We start from the raw sequence: 23244 nt of genomic DNA, 5'->3' as shown, positions 1-23244 counted from the left end.
CTCAGCGCTCCTTGACAGTGGCAGTGATACGAAGATCGGGGCCGATGCGCACGGTCTCGGTCAGCTCGAGCCGCAGCGCTTCGGTGATCGTGGTGATGGAGGCGTCGGCGAGGGCGGTCGGGCCCGCGCCGAGGAGTACGGGCGCGAGATAGCCGACGACCTTGTCGACGGCGCCCGCGGCGACGAAGGCGCCGGCCAGCGTCGGGCCGCCTTCGAGGAGCACGGAGCGGACGCCGCGCTCGTGGAGGGCGTCCAGCAGGGCCGGCACGGACAGTCCGCGCCCGGCCCTCGGCAGCCGTACGACGTCGGGGAGCTCGCTGACGGCGTCGTCGGCGACGGCGATCAGGGTCGGTGCGGCGTCGTCGAGGACCCGCGCGCCGGGGCGGACGGCGGCGGCGTTCGTGTCGACGACGACCCGCAGGGGCTGCACGGCGCCGTCGATGCCGCGCACCGCGAGGTGCGGGTCGTCGGCGCGGGCGGTGCCGGCGCCGACGACCACCGCGTCGGCCTCGGCGCGCAGCCGGTGGACGTCGGCGCGGGACTCGGGCGAGCTGATCCAGCGGCTGCTGCCGTCCTTTGCTGCGATACGGCCGTCGAGGGTGGCGGCGTACTTCCACAGGACGTAGGGGCGGCCGAGGCGTACGGAGGTGAGCCAGGCGATGTTGCCGGCCTCGGCCTCGTCTTCGAGGAGCCCCTGCTCGACCGCTATCCCGGCGGCGCGCAGGGTGTCGGCGCCCCCGGTGGCCTGCGGGTTGGGGTCCGCGACGGCGTAGACCACGCGGGCGACCCCGGCGTCGGTCAGGGCCTGGGCGCAGGGTCCGGTGCGGCCGGTGTGGTTGCAGGGTTCGAGGGTGACGTACGCGGTGGCGCCGCGGGCTCGGCCGGCTGCCTCGCGCAGGGCGTGGACCTCGGCGTGGGGGCCGCCGGCGCGCTGGTGGAAGCCCTCGCCGACGATCGCTCCGGAGGCGTCGGCGACGACGCACCCGACGACCGGGTTGGGGCTGGTGGCGCCGAGTCCGCGAGCGGCGAGCGCGATGGCTCGGCGCATGGCGTCCACGTCGGCTGCGGTGGCCACCGGATCCTCCTGCCTCTTCGGGCACGGACTCCGGGGCCTGTCGATGTCGACAGAGAGCGGAACGACTGCACGGGAACGCCGAGGCCGAAGACGCCGATCGCCTTGGACGGCGACCAGCGAGACGGCCGGCGCACCGAGAACGAGGTCGCCCGCCGCGCACTGCCTCCCATCCGGACTTTAACCGTCGGTCCAGGAGTTTCACCTGGTCAACCGGCCGCTGGATGCGGACGGGTCGCGGACTGTAACCGCCGGTTCGGAATTACACCGACCCCGGAGTGCGCTGCTGCTGATACAGGGCCAGTGTGCCACGCCTGGCAAGAGGCCATGCGGGCGATGGGCTGTGGGCTGGCTCACAGGATTGGCGCACGAGCATGCCTTGAGTTGTCCTGTTCGGCGCTATTGACGCTCTGGTCTAGTCCTTTTAGTGTCTGCGGCACCTCCGCGGATCGTGGTGGTGTCGATCGCCCGGCGGCGGAGTCCCGGCCCTTGCCGCCGTCGGGCTCTCGCACGACGCGCCTCGCCCGGTCCGCGGGTCTCGCGCTGGGCCCGCACGGCCGGGTCCACGCAGCTAGGTCCGCGCAGCTAGGTCCGCGCGGCGAACAGCTCGTTCTGAGCCGTCTCGCGGGCGGTGATCAGCGCGCCGCTCAGCACCGCCGCGCCGCCCAGGGCGCCCGCGCGGACCTCCGTGCGCAGCGGCGAGAGCTCGGACAGCCGCGCCTCGACGCGGGAGGCCACCTCCGCTCCGCCCGCGTGGCCGACTTCGCCGCCGAGGACCACGCAGCCCGGGTCCAGGATCGCGGCGACCGCGGCGACGCCGAGGGCGAGCCGCTGGGCGAGGGCGTCCAGGAAGTCGGACCGGCCGGCCGCCACCGCCTCCCGTACCGCCTGCGCCGCCTTGGGCTCGGGGCCCTCGGCCCGGATTCCGTGCTCCGCCGCGAGGGCGCAGATCGCCGCCGAGCCCGCCAGCGAGTGGAAGCCGCCCTCGCAGTCGGACGCGGAGGGGGTCCCCGGGACGCCCGGGACCGGCAGGAACCCGATCTCCCCCGCGCCGCCCGACGCGCCCCTGCGGAGCCTGCCGTCCAGGAAGAGGGCCGCGCCGACGCCGTGGCCGAGCCAGAGGAAGACGAAGGTGTCGCGGTCGCGGGCCACGCCGGCGCGCTGCTCGGCGAGGGCGGCCAGATTGGTCTCGTTCTCCACGACGACCCGGGCGGGCAGCCGCTCCTGGAGCGCGGCGACCAGCCGGCGGTGCCAGGCGGGCAGACCGGTGGTGTCCCGCAGCTCGCCGGTGACCGGGTCGATCAGTCCGGGGGCGCCGATGCCGACGCTGTGCAGCCGCCGCGCGCCCGCCTCCTGGGCCGTGCGCTCCAGCAGCGCCGCCGCCCGCTCGACGGCGGGCTCGGTGTCGGTGTCGCTGCCGATGGGGAGCGACGCCTCGGCGAGCGTGACGCCGAGCAGGTCGGCGACGACGACGCCGACGCTCCGGGTGCGCACGTCGAGCGCCGCGAGGTGCGCGCGGTCGGCGACGATCCCGTACAGCCTGGCGTTGGGCCCGCGCCGCTCCGCCCCCGCCTCGCCGACGACCTGGATCAGTCCGGACCCCTGGAGCCGCTCCACCAGGTCGGCGACGGTGGGCCGGGAGAGCCCGGTCATCGTCTTCAGCTGACCTGCCGTCAGCGGGCCCTCCTGCTGGAGCAGTCTCAGGGCGAGCCGGTCGTTGATGACCCGGGCGGTACTGGGCGATGCGGGCATGCCGGAATCCTTCCAGACGGCGGTGTCCACTCTTGATCAGGCAGGGTATTTATCAGGCAGGGTTCCTGATAGTTTACGGCTCCAGTCACCCGGGGAGGGAAGCGGAGAGATGGCAGACGAAGCGGCCTTCGGGCCGAGCCAGCTGAAGCGGGCGCGGTACGCCGTGGCCGCGGTCTTCTGTGTGCACGGCGCGGTCACCGGCAGCTTCGCCACCCGTATCCCCTGGATCCAGGACCACGCGGACGTCGGAGCCGGGCAGCTCGGTCTCGCCCTGGCCTTCCCCGCGCTCGGCGCGTCCGTGGCGATGCCGCTGGCCGGGGCGATCACCCACCGCTTCGGCGCGCGCAACGCGCTGCGCGGGCTGATCGTGCTGTGGACCCTCTCGCTGACCCTCCCGTCCCTCGCGCCGAGTCTGCCCGCGCTCTGCGCGGCGCTGTTCGTGTACGGCGCGACCGCCGGCATGTCGGACGTCGCCATGAACGCCCTCGGCGTCGAGATCGAGAACCGCCTCGACCGCTCGATCATGTCCGGGCTGCACGGCATGTGGAGCGCGGGCGCGCTGATCGGGTCGGCGGGCGGGACGCTCGCCGCGCATCTGGGCAGCGACGCGCGACTGCACCACGCCCTCGCCGCCGGCGTGCTGACCGTGCTCGGGCTGCTCGCGGCGCAGGGCGTGCTGGATCTGCGCAGCCACCCCGACGCGGAGCCGCCGCCGCACTTCGCCCTGCCGCCCAAGTCGGCGATCGTCATCGGCGCGATCGGGTTCTGCGCGGTGTTCGCGGAGGGGGCGAGCCTGGACTGGTCGGCGGTGTACCTGCGGGACGTGCTGGACGCCTCCGCCGGTCTCGCGGCCGCCTCGACCACGGCCTTCGCGCTGACCATGACGGTCGCGCGACTCGCCGGCGACCGGATCGTGGACCGCTTCGGTCCCGTGCGGACGGTCCGCACGGGCGGGGTGCTGGCGACGGCGGGCGGGCTGCTGGTGGTCTTCGCACCGCATCCGGCGGTGGCGCTGACGGGGTTCGCGTTCATCGGGATGGGCGTCGCCGTCGTCGTGCCGCTGGCCTTCGCGGCGGCGGGGCGCAGCGGGCCGAACCCCAGCCAGGCGATCGCGGGCGTCGCCACGATCACGTACACGTCCGGTCTGATCGCCCCGTCGGCGATCGGGGCGGTGGCGGACGCGACGAGCCTGGTGGTGTCGTTCGGCCTGGTGACGCTGCTGGCGCTGGGGCTGGTCGTCGGGGCGGGGGTGCTGAGGTCGGCGGAGCGGGAGGGAGCGAGGGGGAGGTCGGGGTCGGCGGGGAGGTCGCTGGTGGAGCGGCGGTAGGAGGGGGTGGGGTGGGTGCGAGTGCGGGTGCGGGTGCTTGCGGGGCGCTGCCCCGGACCCCGCGCCTCAATCGCCGGCGAGGCTTAATTGATGTCCGTTACCCCGTTCTGGGGAAGCCTCCGGCCGGGCGGCGCTCGGCTGGGGATGGGGCTGGGACGCTGCCTGCATGGTGCAGACGGAACAGTTCGCGACGCACGACGCGCACGGCCGCTCCCCCGTCGACGCGGTGGTGGAGCGGATGCACTCGCTACGCGCCGAGTGGCCCGCGTCGGACGGGGTCGCCGTCTTCAACCGGGTCTATCTCGCCGTGACCGAGGAGATCGACCGCCGTATCGACGGCGGCGATTTCCCCGACCGGCGGGCCGCCGTCACCCTCGACGTCCTGTTCGCCCGGCGCTATCTCGGGGCGGTGGACACGGCGGCCTCGGGAGGCCGGCCGCCGGCCTGCTGGCGGCCGCTGTTCCAGCACCGCCGCCATCCCGGCGTACGGCCGCTGCAGTTCGCGCTCGCCGGCATCAACGCGCACATCGGCCACGATCTGGCGCTCGCCGTGGTCGACGCCTGCCACGCGCTGGGCTGTCAACCAGCCGACCTGGAGGGCGAGTTCGACCGGGTCGGCGACGTTCTCGTCCTCCTCGAGGAGCGCATCCGCGAGGATCTGATGCCGGGCCCGGATCTGCTGGAGGTCGCCGATCCGCTGACGCATCTGCTCGGCGCGTGGAGCCTGGAGCGGGCCAGGGACGGCGCGTGGTCGGCGGCGCGGCTGCTGTGGGGCCTGCGGGAGATCCCGGGCCTGGCCGAGGAGTTCGCCGAGCGGCTCGACACGGGCGTCGGGCTCGTCGGGCGCTGTCTGCTCACCCCGTGGCCCGACCGGAGCTGAACCGGAGTTTGAACCGGAGTTGAAACCGTCCGAGGGCAGCCGGATCGCGGCCGCCCCCGGACGGGAGTCGGTACCGGAGCCCGGTGTACGGACCCGGCGGCGGAGCCCGGTCTCCCGGGCCCCGCGGCGGAGGTCAGTCCTCCGGGAGCTCGACCGGAGCGATCTCGTCGAACAGGTCGCCCGGCCCCGGGTTGACCCCCTCGGTCGCGCCGCCGAAGTGGTGCATCACGCCCCACACCGCGTTGAGCGCCGTCTGCACCGCGCCCTCCGCCCAGCCCGCCGTCCAGGAGATGTCGTCGCCCGCCAGGAAGATGCCGCGCTTGTCCTCGGGCAGCCGGTCCTGCATGAAGTGGGTGAACAGCCGCTGCTGGTAGCGGTAGTGCCCGGGCAGGTTCGCCTTGAACGCGCCCATGAAGTACGGCTCGTTCTCCCAGGAGACGGTGACCGGGTTGCCGATGATGTGGCTGCGGATGTCGACGTTCGGGTAGATCTCGCCGAGCGACTTCAGCATGACCTCCATCCGCTCGTTCGCGGACAGCGGCAGCCACTTGAGGCTGTCGTCGCACCAGGTGTACGAGAGGCAGATGACGGCGGGCTTGTCCGGCCCGTCGTCGAGCAGGTAGGTGCCGCGGGTCATCCGGTCGGTGAGCGTCATGCTCATGGTGTCCCGGCCGGTCGTCTCGTCCTTGTCCAGCCAGAACGGCCGGTCGACCGGCACGAAGAGCTTGGACGACTCCATGTAGTGGGTGCGCTCCATCGCCGTCCAGTGGTCGATGGGGAAGAGCGAGTCGTCGCAGGCGATCTTCGAGAGCAGCATCCAGGACTGCGCGGTGAAGATGGCCGCCTGGTAGGTGCGGATGTCGCCGGAGGCGTCGGTGACCGTGATCCGGTTGCCCGCGGTGCGGTGCAGGCGCGTCACGGCGGGCTTGGGCGTGCCGTCGTGCAGCGAGGAGAGCGAGGTCCCCATCGGCCAGTGCACGAGCTTCTGCGGCTCGCGGTCCCACAGCCGCAGCGGAAGCTGCTGGCTGCCGCCGACGATGCCGCGGTGGTGGTCGTCCGCCTCGGAGTAGACGACGCGCAGGATCTCCAGGATGGAGTTGGGGAAGTCGGTGTCCCAGCCGCCCGTGCCGAAGCCGACCTGGCCGAAGATCTCCCGGTGCCGGAAGGACTTGAAGGCCTCGGAGTCGCAGAGGAAGCCGTAGAAGGTCTGGTTGTCGAGCTTCTCGACGAGCTTCGCCCAGATCTCGCGGATGCGGGGCACATCGCGCTCGCGCATGGCCCGGTTCATCTCGGAGAAGTCGGCGCCCTCCTCCAGGCAGGCGTTCCAGGCGTCCATCACATCGCGGTAGACCTGCGGCAGGTCGTCGATGGTCTCGGCGTAGTGCGACTGGCCCTTGAGGTCGACGACCGTCGAGGGGGTGCCGGCGGCGAGCGGGTTGGGGAAGGGCTCGGTGGTCAGGCCCACCAGGTCGATGTAGTGCTGGAGCGCCGTGGAGGAGGGCGGGAAGCGCATCGCGCCCATCTCGGCGGTCAGCCCGGGGTCGCAGCCCTCGAAGCCGACGGTGCGCAGCCGGCCGCCGATCTGGTCGGCCTCGTAGACGACGGGCTTGAGGCCCATCTTCATCAGCTCGTACGCGGCGACGATGCCGGACAGGCCGCCGCCGATGACCGCGACCTCGGTTCCGTGCTCGGTCGCGGGTATCTGGCCGATGCCGGCTGGGTGGGCGAGATAGTCGTCGTACGCGTACGGGAAGTCCGGACCGAACATGGTGATCGGCGGCTGCGCGTCGGTGTGCTGGACAGCGGTGGGCACCGTGGACGTCATGGGGTGCGGACTCCTTGCACGGGAAAGCGGAAGAACAGGCGGGCGAGCGGGGAGAGCGGGGCCGAGGGCGTCAGACGAGCGGCGCGTACAGCTCTGGGCGGCGGTCGCGCAGATATGGGTTGCCCTCGCGCGAGGCGCTCAGGAAGACGGGATCCACCTCGCCGAAGACCAGTTCCTCGCCGCGGCCGGCCCGGGTGCGGACCATGCCGTCGGGGGAGGCGAGGCAGCTGAGCCCGACGAACTCGAACTCGCCCTCCGGGCCGGTCCTGTTGACGTACGCGATGTACATCTGGCTCTCGAAGGCCCGCACCGGCAGGACGTGCTCGGGCACGAACTGGAAGGGGTGCATCTGGGCGGTGGGGACCAGCAGCAGATCGGTGCCGGCCAGGGCGTGCGCGCGGACGTTCTCCGGGAACTCCACGTCGTAGCAGATCATCAGGCCGATCCGGACGCCGTCCAGCTCCGCCTGGACGACGAGTTGGTCGCCGGGGGTGAACCACTGCTGCTCGAAGCAGCCGAAGAGGTGCGTCTTGCGGTAGTTGGCGAGGCTGCGGCCGTCGCGGCCGATCAGCTGCGCGGAGTTGAAGATCCTCGCCGGGCCGTCGGCCGACGCGGACTCGGTGCCGCTCTCCTCGCCGCCCCGCCCGTCCTGCCCGTCCAGCTCCGGGTAGCCGTACATGATCGCGATGCCGTGGCGTTCGGCCGTCTCCATGACGGCGCGGGCGCCGGGACCGTCGGCGGGCTCGGCCAGTCGCGGCAGCTCGTCGCCGACCGCGTAGCCGGTCAGGAAGAGCTCGGGGCAGACCAGCAGGCCGGCGCCGGCGTCCGCGGCGCGGCCGGCGGCCTCGTCGAGCACCTTGAGGTTCTCGGCGACCGAGCCCGGTCGGCCGGAACTCTGGAGCAGTGCGGTGCGCAACGGCGGCATGGGCAGACCTCGGGCGGATGTGTGCGGAGTGTGGGGAGGACGTTAAGACCGTACGGTCCCGTGTTCGGGTGGGACAAGGCGCGACCGTTGCGCGTAGCCAGCTGATCCATTGCGCAAACAGTGCGTGCGGCGGCGATTCGTTGCGCGCCCGGAGCGGAGTGAGCCCTGCGACCGGCGTTCTGGGCCGCTACTGCTCAGGTCGCAGTCCCGCCCGCCGCTCCCCCGCCGACCGGCGGAGGCCTTGTCCCGACTGGCGATCGATGTGCCGCGACGGCGTCGACGGAAGAGTGATGACCATCAGATCGACGCCGAGAAAAGGGAACGACATGAACCTGAACCGCCGCACGAAGATCGTCGCCGCCGGCGCAGCGCTGCTGCTCGCCTCGGGCGCCGCCGGCACGGCCGTCGCCTCGGGGGACCACGACGGAGGGTCGAAGCGGGAGGCCGCGGCCCTGACCGGCTCGGCGAAGCTGTACCGGTCTCTCGGCGACGACATCACGTTCACCTTCGACGCCCACCTCGCCGCGAAGGACACCGCCGACCCGACGAAGGCCACCGGCACGTTCTCCTTCAGCCACTACCTCGACGGCAAGGGCGCCTCGGCCAAGGTCAAGGTCGACTGCCTGCTGACCGGCGGCAAGGTGGCTGTGGTCAGCGGCGTCGTCACCGAGTCGGATCTGAAGGGCGCGAAGGGCAAGCGCGTCGGCGTCACCGTCCACGACGTGGGCGGCAAGGACCGGCTGGGCTACAGCTGGGCCTCGACGGGCGACCCGACGCAGACCCCGGGCCTGCCCAAGTGCGTGAGCTCGGCCCCCTTCGAGAAGGTCAAGGCGGGGACGGGCGACTTCAAGGTGCTGCCCTGGCACCCGAAGCTGTAGCGGCGCTAGGCGGGCGAGCCCGAGGTGTACCGCCGCAGCAGCGGCGAGAGCACCAGCACCGACTTGGTGCGCTCGACGAACGGCTCGCCCGCGATCCGCTCCAGCACGCGCTCGAAGTGGCGCATGTCGGAGGCGAAGACCTGGACGATCGCGTCCGCCTCCCCGGTGACGGTGGACGCGGACGCGATCTCCGGATAGCGCTTGAGACCGCGCTCGATGGCCTCGGGCGAGGTGTTGCGGCTGCAGTAGATCTCGATGAAGCCCTCGGTCGCCCAGCCGAGGGCTTTGGGGTCCACGCGTACGGTGAAGCCGGTGATGGCGCCCTCGGCGCGGAGCCGGTCCACACGCCGTTTCACGGCGGGCGCGGACAGCCCGACCATCGAGCCGATGTCGGCGTAGGAGCGGCGGGCGTCCTCCGCGAGGGCGTGGACGATGCGTTCGTCGAGGTCGTTCAGCAACTTTCACACCATGCTCGGAGTCTGTGCGGGGGTTCCGCGAAGGGCCGCGGCAGCCGCCGTATCAGTATCACCCACGCACATGGGGATTCCCGTCGGCGACGGCCGCGCCGGGGCCCGCCGGCCCCCGGGCTCGCCGGGCTGTTCAGCTCAGGCGCGAGCGGCGCACGCCGTACGCGAAGTAGATCGCCATGCCGACGGCCATCCAGACGCCGAAGACCGTCCAGGTGACCGCGGAGAGGCTGGTCATCATCCAGATGCAGAGCGCGAAGCCGATCGCCGGGAAGAGCGGCGAGAGCGGCACCCTGAAGGTCCGCCGCATGTCCGGGCGGGTCCGGCGCAGCACCACGACGGCCACGTTGACCAGGGCGAAGGCGAAGAGCGTGCCGATGCTGGTGGCGTCGGCCAGATGGCCGAGCGGCACGGCGGCGGCCAGGCCCCCGCAGAAGACCGAGACGATCAGGGTGTTGGCCCGGGGCACCCCGGTCTTGGCGTGGACCTTGGAGAACACCCTCGGCACCAGGCCGTCGCGGGACATCGCGAAGAGGATGCGGGTCTGCCCGTACAGCACGGTCAGCACGACGCTGGCGATGGCGATGACCGCGCCCGCGGCGAGCAGCACGGCCCAGAAGGTCTGCCCCGTGACGTCCTTCATGATCCCGGCGAGCGCGGCCTCGGACTCGCCGAAGCCGTCCCACGGGCGGGCGCCGACGGCGACCGCGGCGACGAGCACATAGAGCACGGTGACGATCAGCAGCGAGAGCATGATGGCGCGCGGCAGGTCGCGCTGCGGGTTCTTGGCCTCCTCGCCGGCCGTGGAGGCGGCGTCGAAGCCGATGTACGAGAAGAACAGCGAGGCGCCCGCGGCGCTCACCCCGGCCATGCCCAGCGGCATGAAGTCCGCGTAGTTGCCGCTCTGGAAGCCCTGGACGCCGATGGCGCAGAAGAGCACCAGCGCGGCGATCTTCACCACGACCATGATCGTGTTGGCGCGGGCGCTCTCGCGGGCGCCGCCCAGCAGGAAGACCATCGACAGCAGCACGACGAGGAGCGCCGGCAGGTTGAATATCCCGCCGTCGCCGGGCGGGGCGGCGAGCGCGTCGGGGATGGTCACGCCGACGGCCCCGGCGAGCAGCTCGTTCAGATACTCGCCCCAGCCGACGGCGACCGCGGCGACGGCCACGCCGTACTCGAGGATCAGACACCAGCCGCAGATCCAGGCGACGAGCTCGCCGAGGGTGGCGTAGGCGTACGAGTAGGAGGAGCCGGACACCGGGATCGCGCCGGCCAGCTCGGCGTACGACAGCGCCGAGAACAGCGCGGTGAGTCCGGCGATGACGAACGCGACGGTGACGGCGGGTCCCGCCTTGGGGACGGCCTCGCCGAGCACGACGAAGATGCCGGTGCCGAGGGTGGCGCCGATGCTGAGCATGGTCAGCTGCCACATCGACAGCGAGCGGCGCAGCTCTCCGCCCTCTCCGTGGCCGCCCTCGGCGACGAGGCGCTCGACGGGCTTGCGCCGCATGAGCCGGGCGCCGAGACTCAGGCCGCCGTTCGCGGGCGCGGTCTTGGGCGTGGGCTCCGTCTGGGGTGGGGCTGCGCCGTGGTCCAGCACTTCGGGGGCTCCTTCGGGCTGCGGGTCGGCGACGGGTGACCGACGGCGGCCCGCGGGGCATGACGAGGAAGCCCGCGCATGGGTGATGGGACCGCCGAGCAGACGGTCACCGCCACTCCTGGTACGGGGGTCGAGCCTATGAGTCCGCAGGTCACACCCGTAATGCAGCGTTGTTGCGCGTTGCCGGACGATCATTGCGCGATGACGGCGGCGGCGAGGAAACATTGCGCACGGGTGACGATTCCCGTCAAAGCTCGCGCAGTCGGTCCGCGATCTCGCGCAACAGGACAGGGTCGTCCAGCCCCTGACGGGCGATCGGCGCGGAGACCCGGACGAGGCCCGCGTCGACGAGGTCGGCGAGCAGGATCCGTACGACGGTCAGGGGCAGGTCCGCGTCGGCCGCGACCTCGGCGACCGGGCGCGGGGAGCGGCGCACCAGATCGAGGAGCGAGGCGCGGGCGTGGTCCAGGCGCGGCTCGCCGCCTGCCGGGTCGACGGCGGCGACGTGCGCCATCAGGTCGAGGCTGTGCTCGACGTCGGGGCGGGTGCGGCCGCGCGTGACGGTGTAGGGCCGCACCATCGGGCCGGTCTCGTCCTCGTACCAGGTCTCGCTCACGGGTGCGCGTCGGCGTCGCCGGACCCGGGGGCCTCCTCGGCGGCGCGGCTGGGCACGGCCATGTGCCGGCCCACGCGCCGCACCAGCAGCGACATCTCGTGGGCCAGCTGTCCGACGTCGGTCTCGACGTCGGACAGCACGGCGAGCCTGCTGCCGTCGCCGGCCGGGGTGATGAACAGGTAGGCGCGGTCGAGCATGACCATCGTCTGCCGCACGTTCCCGGCGCCGAAGCGGTCGCCGGTCTCCCTGGCGAGGCTGTGGAACCCCGCGCAGACGGCGGACAGATGCTCGATGTCCTTTCTGGCCATGCCCTTGGAGGCGCTGGTGGCCAGCCCGTCGGCGGTCAGCAGGACGGCTTGGCGGACGTGGTCGGTCCGGGCCAGCAGATCGTCCAGCAGCCAGCCGAGATCGGGCTGCCCGTCGGTGCGCGGCTCAGCCATGGTCGTCCGTCCCTTCGTCGGTACTGCCGGTCCGCGGCGAGGGCTCGCCGCGCCGCCCACGATCGAGCCCTCGCTGGAAGGCCCCGAAGATGCCCCGCATCTCCTCGGCGGACAGATCCCGCTCGGGCGTCTCGTCGACGACGGGCGGACCGTCTCGCAGCGGCGCGGCGAGAGAGGCCTGCCGCACCCGGGTGGGGAGTCCACCGAGGGTCGCGGGCGCGGCGGGCGTGTGCTGCGTCGACGACGGCAGTTCGGACGCCGCCGGAACGGGGGCGTCCGGCGCCGGGGCCGGGTCTGTCCGGGGCGGCTCGTCCGCGCCCGTCTGGACGTGCTCCGCCGCACCGGCCACCGACACCGCAGGTGCTTCGTCCGGCACCGCGCCGGGAAGCGGGACAGGGCCCACGACCGGCACCGGGCGGGCCGGGTCTGTCCGGGGCGGCTCGTCCGCGCCCGACCGGACGTGCTCCGCCACACCGGCCGTCGGCGCCGGAGGCGCTGCTTCCGGAGCCGTTCGCACGGACGAGTCCGTCCGCACCGGGCCGGGGAACGGGACCGGATGCGCAGCAGGGGCTGGCCGTGCCGGCTCCGCCGGGACCGGGTCCACGACCGGCACCGGCCGTACCAACCCCGCCCCGGGCGAATCGTCCGCGCCCGCCCGGACGTCCTCCGCCGCACCAGCCTCCGGCGCCCCCCGCACCGCCGCCAGCGGGCGCCTCCGCCCGCCCCCCGGCGGCGACACCGCCTCCGGCTCCATGGATTCCAAGATCGTGTCCGGCAGCAGCACCACCGCCGTCGTGCCTCCGTACGGCGACCGTGTCAGCGTCACCCCGATCCCGTGGAGCTCCGCCAGCCGGCCCACCACGTACAGGCCGAGGCGGTCGTCCTGGGCCGGGTTGAAGTCGCCGGGGCGGGCCAGGGTCGCGTGGGCCTCGGCCAGCTCCGCGTCGTCCATGCCCAGGCCGCGGTCGTCGATCTCCAGCACGAAGCCGTTGCGGGCGCGGCTAGGGCGCATCGTGACCTGGGTGTGCGGGGGCGAGAACACCGTGGCGTTCTCGACGAGCTCCGCCACCAGGTGCACCACGTCCGCCACCGCGTCCGCGCCGACGCCCACCGCGGGCATCGGCGGCACCACGACCCGCGTGTAGTCCTCGATCTCGCCGACCGCCGAGGCGACCACGTCGACCACCGGCACCGGCTTGCGCCACCGTCGGCCCGGCGCCGAGCCGGAGAGGATGATCAGGCCCTCCGCGTGGCGGCGCATCCGGGTCGTCAGATGGTCGATGCGGAAGAGGTCCTCCAGCGTGTCCGGATCCTCCGTCCGGCGCTCGAGCGTGTCGACGAGCTTGGACTGCCGGTGCACCAGCGCCTGGTTGCGACGGGCGATGGTGAGCAGTACGGCGAACACGTTCCGGCGCAGCGTCGCCTGCTTGACCGCCGCCTCCACCGCCGCGAGGCGCGCGGTGTTGAGGGCATGTCCGACCTGGCCGATCTCGTCGAGGCGGCCCTTGTCGTCGCCGAAGTCCAGCGGCGGGGCCGCCTGCGCCGCGTCGACCTCCTCGCCCGCGCTCAGCCGCTCCATCACCTCCGGCAGCTGCCGGGCGGCCAGCACGTCGGCGGCGTCCCGCAGCTCCTCCAGGCGCCGCGCGATACGGCGGCCCGCGGCGGCGGAGAACCCGATGGACAGCCCCACCGCGGCCAGCCCGAGCACCCCGACGATCGCCGCCTTGACCATCTCCCGGTAGGCGAAGTCCCGTCCCCGGTCGGCGGTGTTGAGCGCCGACTCGGTGCACAGCAGCATGTACCGCTGGACCGCCCGGTCGGTGGTCGTCCGCCACGACTCCTCGGCCATCGCCTTGCCCGCGCCCGCCGCGCCGGCCCGCAGCAGGGCGTCCTCCCCCTTGGTGAGCGCCTTGTACTCGGCGCTGCGCTCGAAGTCGGCGAAGAGGGCGCGGGAGTCGTCCGGCAGGTCGGGCACGTACGTACGGTGGAAGACCCGGCGGTCCTCGACCGTCGCGGTCAGCGCGTCGTACTGGGGGTCGGTGAGGCGCCCCGCCGCACGCGCCCCCGCCACCAGCGCGTCCTCGCGGGAGACGAACTCCCTTACCCGCACCAGCTCGATGACGACCTGACCCTCGCGCGCGAGCTGGCCCGCCTGGAGCGCGGTGAGCGTGGACTGGACGTCGAAGGCGGGCTGGACGACGGCCGTGTACGCGTCGACGGCCCGGTCCCAGCCGATGGTCCGGGTGAGGACCCGCTCCCGCAGCCGTTCGAGCCCGTCGACCGCGGCCGTCATCGCGTCGAGGGACTCCCGCTGCCGCGGGGAGAGGTCCTCGCGCCGGTCCTGGTCGCCGAGCGCCTCGCGCATGGCGGCGACGGCCCGGTCCGTGGCGCGCTGCTGAGTGGTGAGGGCGGCCACGGCCCGTCGGTCCTGCTCGTCGGCGCCCAGATACTCCGCGGAGAGCCGGCGCTCGATCTGGATCTGGCCCACCGCGGTGTCGACCGGGGTGCCGAAGTCCTCGTACACGCCCTGGACGCGGATCAGCGCCCGGAGGTCGCCGGTCACCGACACCATCGCGGAGACCCACAGCGCCATCAGGGCGATGACCGGTACGACCGTCAGAGTCACGATCCGACGGCGGATCGTGGGGTGGCGGAATCGCCGGAGCATGGTCTCCCCAGGGAGCTTGTGGACGAACGACCGACGGTTACCCTCCGGTAGGGGAGGTCAAGCTACGGGACCTGGCATGCACAACGCAATGTTCCTGGAGGTAACGCGCTCGGCCCCTCCGCCGCGGGCGCCCATTGACACTTCGTCAGGTGTGCGGATGCTGGTGTGATCTCTGGTGTGACCTGCCCGTATGCGACGATCGGAGGACCCGAGTGAGCTGGCTCGACGCCGGACCCTTTCTGCGGGGCGTGGCCTGGCTGGACGAGGGGAAGCCGGTCCGCGCCAACCCCGCCGACCTGGGAAGACTGCCCTGGGACACCGGGCAGCGGGCCGCGCTGCCCATCGGCGTACGGCTGGAGTTCACGGCCCGGGACGCCCACGCGGTGGAGATCCGCTACCGCGCCCGGGTGCCGGACTCGTCCCAGGAGCTGCGGGAGCTCGCGCACGGCTTCGCGCTGTGGCAGGACGACCGCTGCGTGACCGAGACCTTCACCGAGCCGGCCGACGAGGCGGTCGTCACGATCCCCCTCCCCCGCGGCTCGACCGGCCCGTTCACCGTGCATCCGCCCGAGGCCCAGGCCCCGGTGATCCTCGGCCTGCGCGCCCTCGGCGGGTCGATCGCGCCCGCCGCGGCCCGCCCCCGCTGGGTCGTGCACGGCGACTCGATCACCGAGGGCTGGCTGTCCACGCGTCCGGCGCACTCCTGGCCCGCCGTCGCCGGGCGCGCCCTGGGCCTGGACACGGTGAACCTCGGCTACGCGGGCTCGGCCAGGGGCGAGCTCGCCGTGGCGGAGCAGCTCTCGGCGCTCCCTGCGGATCTGATCACGCTGGCGTTCGGCACCAACTGCTGGTCCCGTACGCCGTGTTCGGCCTCTCTGCTGTACGAGACGACGAGGGCGTTCGTCGAGCTCGTCCGCCAGGGCCACCCGCGCACCCCCATCCTGCTGGTCTCCCCTCTGCTGCGCCCGGACGCCGAGCAGACCCCCAACCGGCTCGGCGCGACCCTCGCCGAGCTGCGCACCGCGATGGAGGAGGCGGCCCGCGACCATGTCGCCCACGGCCCGGGCGACCCACGGCTCACCCTGCTCCCCGGCCGCGATCTCGTCCGCGCCGACCAGCTGGCCGACGGACTGCACCCCGACGACGAGGGCCACGCGGCGCTCGCCGCCGCCGTCGTCGCCGAGCTGCGGGGCACCGCGCGGACTCTGGGACGGCCGGCTGATTGAGACGTATGGTGCACGCGTTCATAGACGGGCCGCAATTGGGTAGGCGAGCAGCGATGAACGCAGAACCACATGTGGTGATCGAGGAATCACCGCTCAGGGACACCGCGGGGGCACGGCTGGCCACCGCGGAGTTCCTGCTTCAGCACTGCCCGTGGGCAGACCCGGACGCCGTCCTGCTGGTCGTCTCCGAGCTGGTCGCCAACGCGGTCCGGCACACCGCCGGCTGGTGGCGGCTGCACTTGACGGCCGGGCAGGACACGCTCGTGGTGGAGATGGACGACTCCAGCCCGCAGCCTCCGGTGCCGCGCGAGCCCGACTTCGCGGGCGGCGGCGGCTTCGGCTGGCACATGGTGCTGCGCCTCGCCGGCCGGGTCGAGGTCAGCGAGCTGCCGTACGGCAAGCGGGTCCAGGCGACCTGGATGCGGTCGACCCCCTGCTGACCGGCTCCTGGTCCCGCCACCGACGCTGAGCCGGACCCGTACACGCCGCAATGGACCCCGGCGACCGAACAACGGACCCCGACGACCGAAGCGGACGCCGAACAGAGACGGCGCCCCGGTAGACCGGGGCGCCGTTCCTGCCGTGGGGGGAATCGGTTCGTGGGACGGGCGGGCGGCCGCCCGTCAAGGCCGTCAGGGCCGTCAAAAGGGGAGGCGGTCACTCCACCACGAGGAGCCCCGCGCGCAGCCGTGCCGTGATGCGGGCCAGCAGCCGGGACACATGCATCTGCGAGACGCCCAGCTCGTCGCCGATCTCGGACTGGGTCATCTCCTCGCCGAAGCGCATCTGGAGAATCCTCCGGTCCCGGTCGTCCAGCTCCTCGATGAGCGGCTTGAGCGCCTGGACGTTCTCCGCGGTCTCCAGATCGGCGTCGGGCGCGCCCAGCCGTTCGGACAGGGGCACCGGGGCGTGGTCGGAGGCGTCGTCGACGGGCATGTCGATCGAGCCGGCGGTGTAGCCGTTGCTCGCCACGACGCCCTCGATGACCTCCTCCTCGTCGAGCCCGAGGTGTTCGGCGAGCTCGGCCGTCGTCGGCGCGCCGTCCAGCGTCTGGGAGAGCTCGTCGACGGCCTTGGCCAGGTCGATCCTCAACTCCTGGAGCCGGCGCGGCACATGGACCGCCCAGCTGGTGTCCCGGAAGAACCGCTTGATCTCGCCGACGATGTACGGCACGGCGAAGGTGGCGAACTCGACCTCGCGGCTGAGCTCGAACCGGTCGATCGACTTGATCAGGCCGATGGTGCCGACCTGGACGATGTCCTCCATCTGCTCCGACCGGCTGCGGAACCGGCCGGCCGCGTACTTGACCAGCGCCAGGTTGAGCTCGATGAGGGTGTTGCGGACGTACTGGTGCTCGTGGGTGCCCTCCTCGAGGACGGCGAGCCGTGCGAAGAAGTGCTTCGAGATCGCGCGTGCGTCGGAGGGCGCCACCTCGGCCGGGTTTCCGACGTACGGCAGATCGAGGTCTGCCGCGCTCGGGCGCTGTGCTCCAGGTGGCGGCTGTGTTCCAGGCTGCGTGCGTTCGGTCGTGACCGTGCTCGCCGTGGACACGTGATCCTCCCCTGCTTCGTGGTCAATGCAGAGCGCGTATACCCCGGCTCTCACCACACATGCCTGGCAAGTCGAGTTGGCGTGAAACACACGTGTCCGGCCGCCACGGCGAACGCGGGGCCGGACACGGGCGGTACGGCGACTAGCTCCAGCTGGCGTGCAGCGGCTTGCCCTCGGCGTAGCCGGCGGCGCTCTGCACACCGACGATCGCCTTCTCGGCGAACTCGTCGAGGGTGCTGGCCCCGGCGTACGTGCAGGACGAGCGGACGCCCGCGATGATCGAGTCGACCAGGTCCTCGACGCCGGGCCGGGCCGGGTCCAGGAACATGCGCGAGGTGGAGATGCCCTCCTCGAACAGCCCCTTGCGGGCGCGGTCGTAGGCCGACTCCTCGCTGGTGCGGTTGCGCACGGCGCGCGCGGAGGCCATGCCGAACGACTCCTTGTACAGCCGCCCGTCGGGGGCCTGCTGGAGGTCGCCCGGGGACTCGTACGTACCGGCGAACCAAGAGCCGACCATGACGTTGGACGCGCCGGCGGCCAGCGCCATGGCGACGTCGCGGGGGTGGCGCACTCCGCCGTCCGCCCAGACGTGCTTGCCGTACTTCTTCGCCTCGGCGGCGCACTCCAGGACGGCGGAGAACTGCGGCCGGCCAACGCCGGTCATCATGCGGGTGGTGCACATCGCGCCCGGGCCCACGCCGACCTTGATGATGTCCGCGCCGGCCTCGACGAGGTCGCGCACGCCCTCGGCGGCGACGATGTTGCCCGCGACGATCGGGACCTGCGGGTCGAGCCCGCGGACGGCCTTGATCGCGCTGATCATCGACTCCTGGTGGCCGTGCGCGGTGTCCACGACGAGCGTGTCGACGCCCGCGTCGAGCAGCTGCTTGGCCTTGCCCGCCACATCGCCGTTGATGCCGACGGCGGCGGCGATGCGGAGCCGGCCCTGCGCGTCGACGGCCGGGGTGTAGAGGGTCGCGCGCAGCGCGCCCTTGCGCGTGAGGACGCCGACGAGGCGGCCCTGGGCGTCGACGGCGGGGGCGTAGCGGCGGTTGGCGCCGTCGAGCTTGTTGAACGCCTCGCGCGGGTCGATGTCCGCGTCGAGCAGCAGCAGGTCCTTGGACATGACCTCGGACAGCTGGGTGAAGCGGTCGACGCCGGCCAGGTCGTGCTCGGTGACGATGCCCACCGGCTTGCGGCCGCCGTCGACGACGACGCCCGCGCCGTGCGCGCGCTTGTGCAGCAGGGACAGCGCGTCCGCGACGGTCTGGTGGGGGGCGAGCTCGATCGGGGTGTCGAGCACGAGGTGACGCGACTTGACCCAGGAGACGACGTCGGCGACCACGTCGATCGGGATGTCCTGGGGGATGACGACGAGGCCGCCGCGGCGGGCGAGCGTCTCGGCCATCCGGCGGCCCGCGATGGCGGTCATGTTCGCGACGACCAGCGGGATGGTCGTGCCGGTGCCGTCGGGGGACGAGAGGTCCACACCCTGACGAGAGCCGACGGCCGAGCGGCGCGGCACCATGAACACATCGTCGTACGTGAGGTCGTACGGCGGCTTCAGGTCATTGAGGAAACGCACGTGCTGAACATCCCAGTCGTTCGGAGTTGGCCCCCGGGCATTTCAGCCGGGGGAAAGCACGTACTTCATTCTCCCACGACGACCCCGCCGTCATGCCCGGGAGGAAGCTCCAGCTCGGTCGGGCGGCCCGGAGCAGATCCTCCAAACGACGGCGCGCCTACAGGCCGGCCGAGCCGGGCCGGCCGGCCTGTAGGCGCGCCGGGCGGGCTCAGTCGTCCGGGTCGGCTCTGTCCAGCGCCGGGCGCGGGCCCGGGGCCGCCGTCAGCAGATGGTCCGCGGCCGCCGTGTCCGTCACCAGGCTGGTGACCAGGCCGGAGCGCAGCACCGCGCCGATCGCCTCCGCCTTGCGCTGGCCGCCCGCGATGGCCACCACCTCGGGGATGCGGCGCAGCCGGTCCGCCTCCACGGTGATGCACCGCTCGCCGAGGTCCCGGCCGACCCGGCGCCCCTCGGTGTCGAAGAGGTGCGCGGACATCTCGGCGGCGACGCCGAGCGAGGCGTAGTGCGCCCGCTCCTCGTCGCTGAGCATGTCGTGCACGGTCGAGATGCCCGGCTCCCACGAGCCGATGGAGACGGCCGCGACGGTGACCTTGTCGAAGTACTCGAAGGCGCGGGCGATGCCCGTCTGGTTGCGCAGGGCGGCCGCGGTCGCCGGGTCGGGCAGCAGCATCGGGGCGTAGATCGGGTGCGCCTCGCCGCCGGAGACCTGGGCGGCCCGCCGTACGGCCTCGACCGAGCCGCGCTCCGCGGTGCCGGCGTCGTACACGCCCGTGAGCTGGACGACGGTGCACGGCGGCAGCCGGTCGAGCGCGGCGGCCATGTGGATGGTGGAGCGGCCCCAGGCCAGGCCGAGGACGTCGCCCTCGTTCACCAGCTCGCCGAGCAGGTCGGCGGCCACCTCGCCGAGGTTCTCCGGGTCGGGCGACTCGTCGGCCGCCTCGGCCGGGGACTCGACGACGACCGCGTGCCGCAGGCCGTAGCGGGCCCGCAGCGCGTCGGAGCGCTCCGCGTCCAGCTCGGCGGGGACGCGGATCTCGATCCGTACGAGATCGCGCTCCAGGGCCGTCTCCAGCACGCGCGCGACCTTGAACCGGCTGACCCCGAACTCCTCCGCGATCTGGATCTTGGACTTGCCCTCGAGGTAGAAGCGGCGGGCCATCGCCGCCGCCTGCACCAGCTCCGCGGGTCCCATCCGCAGGGCTGGCCGTCCCGCCGACATTGCAGACACCGCGATCTCCTCACTTCTGTACACACACTCCGGATCCGCCATCCTGTCAGATCCGACGGCCCTTGATCGGCCCAGATGGGCCAACAAAGGTTGAACAAGCGCAGCGCGCCGAGCCGGGGCTCAGCGGTGGCCGCACGCCCAGGCGGCGGAGGCCGTCGCCTCGGTCGCCTGGTTGCGGAGCATCCGCACCGCGGCCTCCGGATCGTCGGTGGCGTACACCGCGGAACCGGCGACGAATACGTCGGCGCCGGCTTCGGCGCACTGTTCGATGGTGGACGCCGAGACCCCGCCGTCGACCTGGAGCCACAGCTCGAGGCCGTGCTTGGAGATGAGCTCCCGGGTACGGCGGATCTTCGGCAGCATGATGTCGAGGAAGGCCTGGCCTCCGAAGCCGGGCTCGACGGTCATGATCAGCAGCATGTCGAGCTCGGGGAGCAGGTCCTCGTACGGCTCGATGGGCGTGGCGGGCTTGAGCGCCATCGAGGCGCGCGCGCCCTTGGCCCGGATCTCACGCGCGAGACGTACCGGAGCGGCAGCCGCCTCTACGTGGAAGGTGACGGAGCCCGCCCCCGCCTCGACGTACTGCGGCGCCCACCGATCGGGGTCCTCGATCATCAGATGGCAGTCCAGCGGCGTGTCCGTCGCCCGGCTGAGCGATTCCACGATCGGGACGCCCAGGGTCAGATTGGGCACGAAGTGGTTGTCCATCACGTCGACATGCAGCCAGTCGGCGCCCTCGACGGCCTTCGCCTCCTCCGCCAGGCGGGAGAAGTCGGCGGAGAGGATACTGGGATTGATCTGAACGGCCATGGGCCAAGCCTGCCATGTTCTGGGGCTCTTCCCCTCCCCGGTACGTCCCTCGGTACGGACCAGAGGCTTCCGGGATCAGCGCCAGAGCACGCATTCCCGGCGATTCGGCCCACGACGAGGGTCCATTGGGGGCGTCATGCCGGACGCGCGACAAGGGCAGGAACCCGAAGAACCGCAGAGATCACAGGGCTGGGAACGGCGCCCCGAGCCGGTCCGCCCGCCACGGCCGCACCTCACCGGCCTGGCTCCGCTGGTCTGCGGCCGGCGCAGCAAATGGGTCGTCCTGGTGCTGTGGCTCGCGGTGATGATGCTCGCCTTCCCGCTGGCCTCCAAGCTCACCGACGCCCAGGACAACGACGCCGCCTCCTGGCTGCCCGGCAGCGCCGAGTCCACCCAAGTCCTCCAGGAGTCCGAGGAGTTCCGGCCCGAGGTCATCCCCGCGATCGTCGTCTACGCGCGCGAGAGCGGCCTCACCGCCGCCGACCGCGAGCGCATCGACGAGGACGTCGCCGCCCTCAAGCAGCTGTCCGACCACGGGCTGCGCGGGGACGAGACGCGCGGCCCGCTCTTCGACCGGCCGCAGGATCCGCGCGCCGCCCAGGTGTTCGTGCCGATCACCATGGACGAGAAGGGCTGGGAGCGCATCGCGCCGGCCGTCGACTCGATCCGCGCGGTCACCGGCGCCAGCGCGGCCGGGCTCGCGGTGCACGTCACCGGGCCGGGCGGCACCGCGGCCGACTTCTCCGAGGCGTTCGAGGGCATCGACTCGACGCTGCTGTTCGCGGCGCTCGGCGTGGTGATCGTGATGCTGTTGATCACCTATCGCAGCCCGACGCTGCTGGTCGTCCCGGTGATCGCGGTGATCGCCGCGCTCGGCGCCGCGCAGGCGCTGATCTATCTGCTGGCCGAGCACGCGGACCTGACCGTCAACGGGCAGAGCGCGGGCATCTTGACGGTCCTGGTCTTCGGCGCGGGCACGGACTACGCCCTGCTGCTGGTCGCCCGCTACCGAGAGGAGCTGCGCCGTCACGAGGACCGCCACGAGGCGATGGCGCTGGCGCTCCACCGCGCCGGGCCCGCGGTGCTGGCGAGCGGCGCGACCGTGATCCTCGGCATGCTGATGCTGATGACCGCGGAGATGAACTCCACCAGCGGGCTCGGCCCGGTCGCCGCGATCGGCGTCCTGGTCGCCCTGATCGCGATGCTGACGCTCTTCCCGGCCCTTCTGGTGGTCTTCGGCCGCTGGATCTTCTGGCCCGTGATCCCCCACCTCGGCACGCCCGAGCCCACCGAGCGCGGATTCTGGTCCCGTATGGGGTCGCGCATCGCCCGCGGCCCGCGGCCGATCTGGGCGGCCACGGCGGTCGTCCTCGCCGTCTGCGCGCTGGGCCTCACCCAGCTGCGGGCCGAGGGCATCAGCAACGCCGACGCCTTCACCGGCGAGCCCGACTCGATCGTCGGCCAGCAGGTCCAGGCCCAGTACTTCCCGGCGGGCAGCGGCGACCCCTTGGTCGTGATCGCCAACGCCCCCCAGGCCAGACAGGTCGGCGAGGCCGTGGCCGGGACCGAGGGCGTGGTGCCGCAGTCCATCGGCATCCCGCCGGGCACGGCGCCCGAGCACGACGGCAGGTTGCTGTTCGAGGCGACGATGACGGACGCGGCGGACAGCCAGGCCGCCCGGGACACGGTCGAGCGCGTACGGGACGCGGTGCACGCGGTTCCGGACGCGGACGCCCAGGTGGGCGGCGGCACGGCCGCGCTGCTCGACATGGACGAGGCGACCACCCGCGACAACATGGTGATCATCCCGCTGGTGCTGGCCGTGGTACTGCTGGTGCTCATGCTGCTGCTGCGGGCCGTGGTCGCCCCGCTGCTGCTGATCGGGACGGTCGTGCTGTCCTTCGCCGCCGCCCTGGGCCTGAGCGCGCTGGCGTTCCGGTACATCTTCGACTACGCCGGCGAGTCCACGGACTTCCCGCTGTTCGTGTTCGTGTTCCTGGTGGCCCTGGGCATCGACTACAACATCTTCCTGTCCACCCGTATCCGCGAGGAGGCCCGCAGCCAGGGCACCAGAGCGGGCGTGGTGACCGGCCTGGCGGCCACCGGAGCGGTGATCACCTCGGCCGGACTGGTCCTCGCGGGCACCTTCGCCGCGCTCGGCACGCTCCCGATGGTCGCCTTCGCCGAGATCGGCTTCGCGGTCGCGCTGGGCGTGCTCCTAGACACCTTCATCGTACGGTCCGTGCTGGTCACGGCCCTGTTCCTGGACATCGGACCGAAGGTCTGGTGGCCGCACCGGCTGGCCGAGGAGGACGGGCCGCCGCCGGGCGGCGAGCCGGAGCCGGAGCGGGTGGGCGCGCCGGGAGGCTGAGCGGAGCCGGAGGCGGCGGC

General features: G+C 72.6%; 19 protein-coding genes and 1 riboswitch. Of the genes, 6 read left to right on the top strand and 13 right to left on the bottom strand.

Annotated elements, in window-relative coordinates; translation table 11 throughout:
* Window position 1: 1 nt before the first annotated feature.
* Together ribD and AB0M39_RS17845 are read right to left on the bottom strand one after the other, a co-directional pair.
* On the bottom strand, window positions 2-1075 hold the full coding sequence (gene ribD / locus AB0M39_RS17850; RefSeq protein ID WP_365365249.1) for a bifunctional diaminohydroxyphosphoribosylaminopyrimidine deaminase/5-amino-6-(5-phosphoribosylamino)uracil reductase RibD: 1074 nt from the start codon (window positions 1073-1075) through the stop codon (window positions 2-4).
* A gap of 152 nt (window positions 1076-1227) precedes the next feature.
* Window positions 1228-1358: riboswitch (FMN riboswitch) on the bottom strand.
* A gap of 299 nt (window positions 1359-1657) precedes the next feature.
* A complete protein-coding gene (locus AB0M39_RS17845; protein WP_365365247.1) occupies window positions 1658-2824 on the bottom strand; it encodes an ROK family transcriptional regulator in 1167 nt (388 codons plus the stop codon).
* 109 nt (window positions 2825-2933) lie between these two features.
* Here AB0M39_RS17845 and AB0M39_RS17840 point away from each other — a divergent pair, with 109 nt between their 5' ends.
* Window positions 2934-4151 carry an MFS transporter gene (locus tag AB0M39_RS17840; RefSeq protein ID WP_365365245.1) on the top strand — a complete coding sequence of 406 codons (1218 nt, stop codon included), beginning with the start codon at window positions 2934-2936 and terminating at the stop codon, window positions 4149-4151.
* A 166-nt stretch (window positions 4152-4317) separates the two neighbouring features.
* Window positions 4318-5031 (top strand): DUF5995 family protein, encoded by a 714-nt coding sequence (locus AB0M39_RS17835; RefSeq protein ID WP_365365243.1) that lies wholly within the window; start codon window positions 4318-4320, stop codon window positions 5029-5031.
* A gap of 133 nt (window positions 5032-5164) precedes the next feature.
* On the opposite strand, the gene AB0M39_RS17830 is transcribed toward AB0M39_RS17835, so the two are convergent.
* Together AB0M39_RS17830 and AB0M39_RS17825 are read right to left on the bottom strand one after the other, a co-directional pair.
* Window positions 5165-6856 carry an NAD(P)/FAD-dependent oxidoreductase gene (locus AB0M39_RS17830; protein ID WP_365365241.1) on the bottom strand — a complete coding sequence of 564 codons (1692 nt, stop codon included), beginning with the start codon at window positions 6854-6856 and terminating at the stop codon, window positions 5165-5167.
* A 70-nt stretch (window positions 6857-6926) separates the two neighbouring features.
* On the bottom strand, window positions 6927-7781 hold the full coding sequence (locus AB0M39_RS17825; protein ID WP_365365239.1) for a carbon-nitrogen hydrolase family protein: 855 nt from the start codon (window positions 7779-7781) through the stop codon (window positions 6927-6929).
* Between the two features lie 326 nt (window positions 7782-8107).
* Here AB0M39_RS17825 and AB0M39_RS17820 point away from each other — a divergent pair, with 326 nt between their 5' ends.
* A complete protein-coding gene (locus tag AB0M39_RS17820; protein WP_365365237.1) occupies window positions 8108-8659 on the top strand; it encodes a Repetin in 552 nt (183 codons plus the stop codon).
* Between the two features lie 5 nt (window positions 8660-8664).
* Here the strand turns inward: AB0M39_RS17820 and AB0M39_RS17815 are convergent, their stop codons facing one another.
* From AB0M39_RS17815 to AB0M39_RS17795, 5 genes are all read right to left on the bottom strand, one after another.
* Window positions 8665-9117, bottom strand: coding sequence for an Lrp/AsnC family transcriptional regulator (locus tag AB0M39_RS17815; RefSeq protein WP_365365235.1), 453 nt, complete (start codon window positions 9115-9117; stop codon window positions 8665-8667).
* A 142-nt stretch (window positions 9118-9259) separates the two neighbouring features.
* Window positions 9260-10729 carry an amino acid permease gene (locus AB0M39_RS17810; RefSeq protein ID WP_365365233.1) on the bottom strand — a complete coding sequence of 490 codons (1470 nt, stop codon included), beginning with the start codon at window positions 10727-10729 and terminating at the stop codon, window positions 9260-9262.
* A 247-nt stretch (window positions 10730-10976) separates the two neighbouring features.
* Window positions 10977-11345: a DUF742 domain-containing protein gene (locus AB0M39_RS17805; protein ID WP_365365231.1), complete on the bottom strand. Its 369-nt coding sequence runs from the start codon at window positions 11343-11345 to the stop codon at window positions 10977-10979.
* Complete coding sequence (locus tag AB0M39_RS17800) at window positions 11342-11785, bottom strand: roadblock/LC7 domain-containing protein (protein WP_365365229.1); 444 nt, start codon at window positions 11783-11785, stop codon at window positions 11342-11344. Before AB0M39_RS17800 ends, AB0M39_RS17805 begins: the two co-directional genes overlap by 4 nt.
* A complete protein-coding gene (locus AB0M39_RS17795; protein ID WP_365365227.1) occupies window positions 11778-14453 on the bottom strand; it encodes a nitrate- and nitrite sensing domain-containing protein in 2676 nt (891 codons plus the stop codon). The genes AB0M39_RS17800 and AB0M39_RS17795 overlap by 8 nt, the downstream gene beginning before the upstream one ends.
* A 212-nt stretch (window positions 14454-14665) precedes the next feature.
* Between AB0M39_RS17795 and AB0M39_RS17790 the strand changes: the two genes are divergently transcribed.
* Both AB0M39_RS17790 and AB0M39_RS17785 read left to right on the top strand, forming a co-directional pair.
* Entirely contained in the window at window positions 14666-15679 is a 1014-nt protein-coding gene (locus tag AB0M39_RS17790; protein WP_365365225.1) for a GDSL-type esterase/lipase family protein, read from the top strand.
* 53 nt (window positions 15680-15732) lie between these two features.
* A complete protein-coding gene (locus tag AB0M39_RS17785) occupies window positions 15733-16119 on the top strand; it encodes an ATP-binding protein (RefSeq protein WP_365365223.1) in 387 nt (128 codons plus the stop codon).
* A gap of 217 nt (window positions 16120-16336) precedes the next feature.
* On the opposite strand, the gene AB0M39_RS17780 is transcribed toward AB0M39_RS17785, so the two are convergent.
* The 4 genes from AB0M39_RS17780 to rpe all read right to left on the bottom strand — a co-directional run bounded on the left by AB0M39_RS17780 (window position 16337) and on the right by rpe (window position 20853).
* Complete coding sequence (locus AB0M39_RS17780; protein ID WP_365365286.1) at window positions 16337-17137, bottom strand: RNA polymerase sigma factor SigF; 801 nt, start codon at window positions 17135-17137, stop codon at window positions 16337-16339.
* Window positions 17138-17372: 235 nt separating this feature from the next.
* Window positions 17373-18815, bottom strand: a complete 1443-nt coding sequence (locus AB0M39_RS17775; protein ID WP_365365221.1) for a GuaB1 family IMP dehydrogenase-related protein — start codon at window positions 18813-18815, stop codon at window positions 17373-17375.
* 208 nt (window positions 18816-19023) lie between these two features.
* Window positions 19024-20067: a sugar-binding domain-containing protein gene (locus AB0M39_RS17770; protein WP_365365219.1), complete on the bottom strand. Its 1044-nt coding sequence runs from the start codon at window positions 20065-20067 to the stop codon at window positions 19024-19026.
* Window positions 20068-20163: 96 nt separating this feature from the next.
* Window positions 20164-20853, bottom strand: a complete 690-nt coding sequence (gene rpe, locus AB0M39_RS17765) for a ribulose-phosphate 3-epimerase (protein ID WP_365365217.1) — start codon at window positions 20851-20853, stop codon at window positions 20164-20166.
* Window positions 20854-20989: 136 nt separating this feature from the next.
* Here rpe and AB0M39_RS17760 point away from each other — a divergent pair, with 136 nt between their 5' ends.
* The gene (locus AB0M39_RS17760) at window positions 20990-23224 is read left to right on the top strand and encodes an MMPL family transporter (protein WP_365365215.1); all 2235 of its coding nucleotides are present in this window, start codon (window positions 20990-20992) and stop codon (window positions 23222-23224) included.
* Window positions 23225-23244: the final 20 nt, after the last annotated feature.

This window comes from Streptomyces sp. NPDC051907 (assembly GCF_040681075.1).
In the GTDB taxonomy this organism is placed as follows: Bacteria; Actinomycetota; Actinomycetes; order Streptomycetales; family Streptomycetaceae; genus Streptomyces.
Note: the sequence above shows the minus strand (reverse complement) of the source record. Positions and strands in the feature narration are given on the sequence as shown.

Bases quoted from the DNA above. Each gene is read 5' to 3' on its own strand.
- AB0M39_RS17840 (WP_365365245.1), top strand. From the start codon at position 2,934: ATGGCAGACGAAGCGGCCTTCGGGCCGAGCCAGCTGAAGCGGGCGCGG.
- AB0M39_RS17845 (WP_365365247.1), bottom strand. From the start codon at position 2,824: ATGCCCGCATCGCCCAGTACCGCCCGGGTCATCAACGACCGGCTCGCC.
- AB0M39_RS17835 (WP_365365243.1), top strand. From the start codon at position 4,318: ATGGTGCAGACGGAACAGTTCGCGACGCACGACGCGCACGGCCGCTCC.
- AB0M39_RS17800 (WP_365365229.1), bottom strand. From the start codon at position 11,785: ATGGCTGAGCCGCGCACCGACGGGCAGCCCGATCTCGGCTGGCTGCTG.
- AB0M39_RS17760 (WP_365365215.1), top strand. From the start codon at position 20,990: ATGCCGGACGCGCGACAAGGGCAGGAACCCGAAGAACCGCAGAGATCA.
- AB0M39_RS17785 (WP_365365223.1), top strand. From the start codon at position 15,733: ATGAACGCAGAACCACATGTGGTGATCGAGGAATCACCGCTCAGGGAC.
- rpe (WP_365365217.1), bottom strand. From the start codon at position 20,853: ATGGCCGTTCAGATCAATCCCAGTATCCTCTCCGCCGACTTCTCCCGC.
- AB0M39_RS17795 (WP_365365227.1), bottom strand. From the start codon at position 14,453: ATGCTCCGGCGATTCCGCCACCCCACGATCCGCCGTCGGATCGTGACT.
- AB0M39_RS17825 (WP_365365239.1), bottom strand. From the start codon at position 7,781: ATGCCGCCGTTGCGCACCGCACTGCTCCAGAGTTCCGGCCGACCGGGC.
- AB0M39_RS17830 (WP_365365241.1), bottom strand. From the start codon at position 6,856: ATGACGTCCACGGTGCCCACCGCTGTCCAGCACACCGACGCGCAGCCG.
- AB0M39_RS17820 (WP_365365237.1), top strand. From the start codon at position 8,108: ATGAACCTGAACCGCCGCACGAAGATCGTCGCCGCCGGCGCAGCGCTG.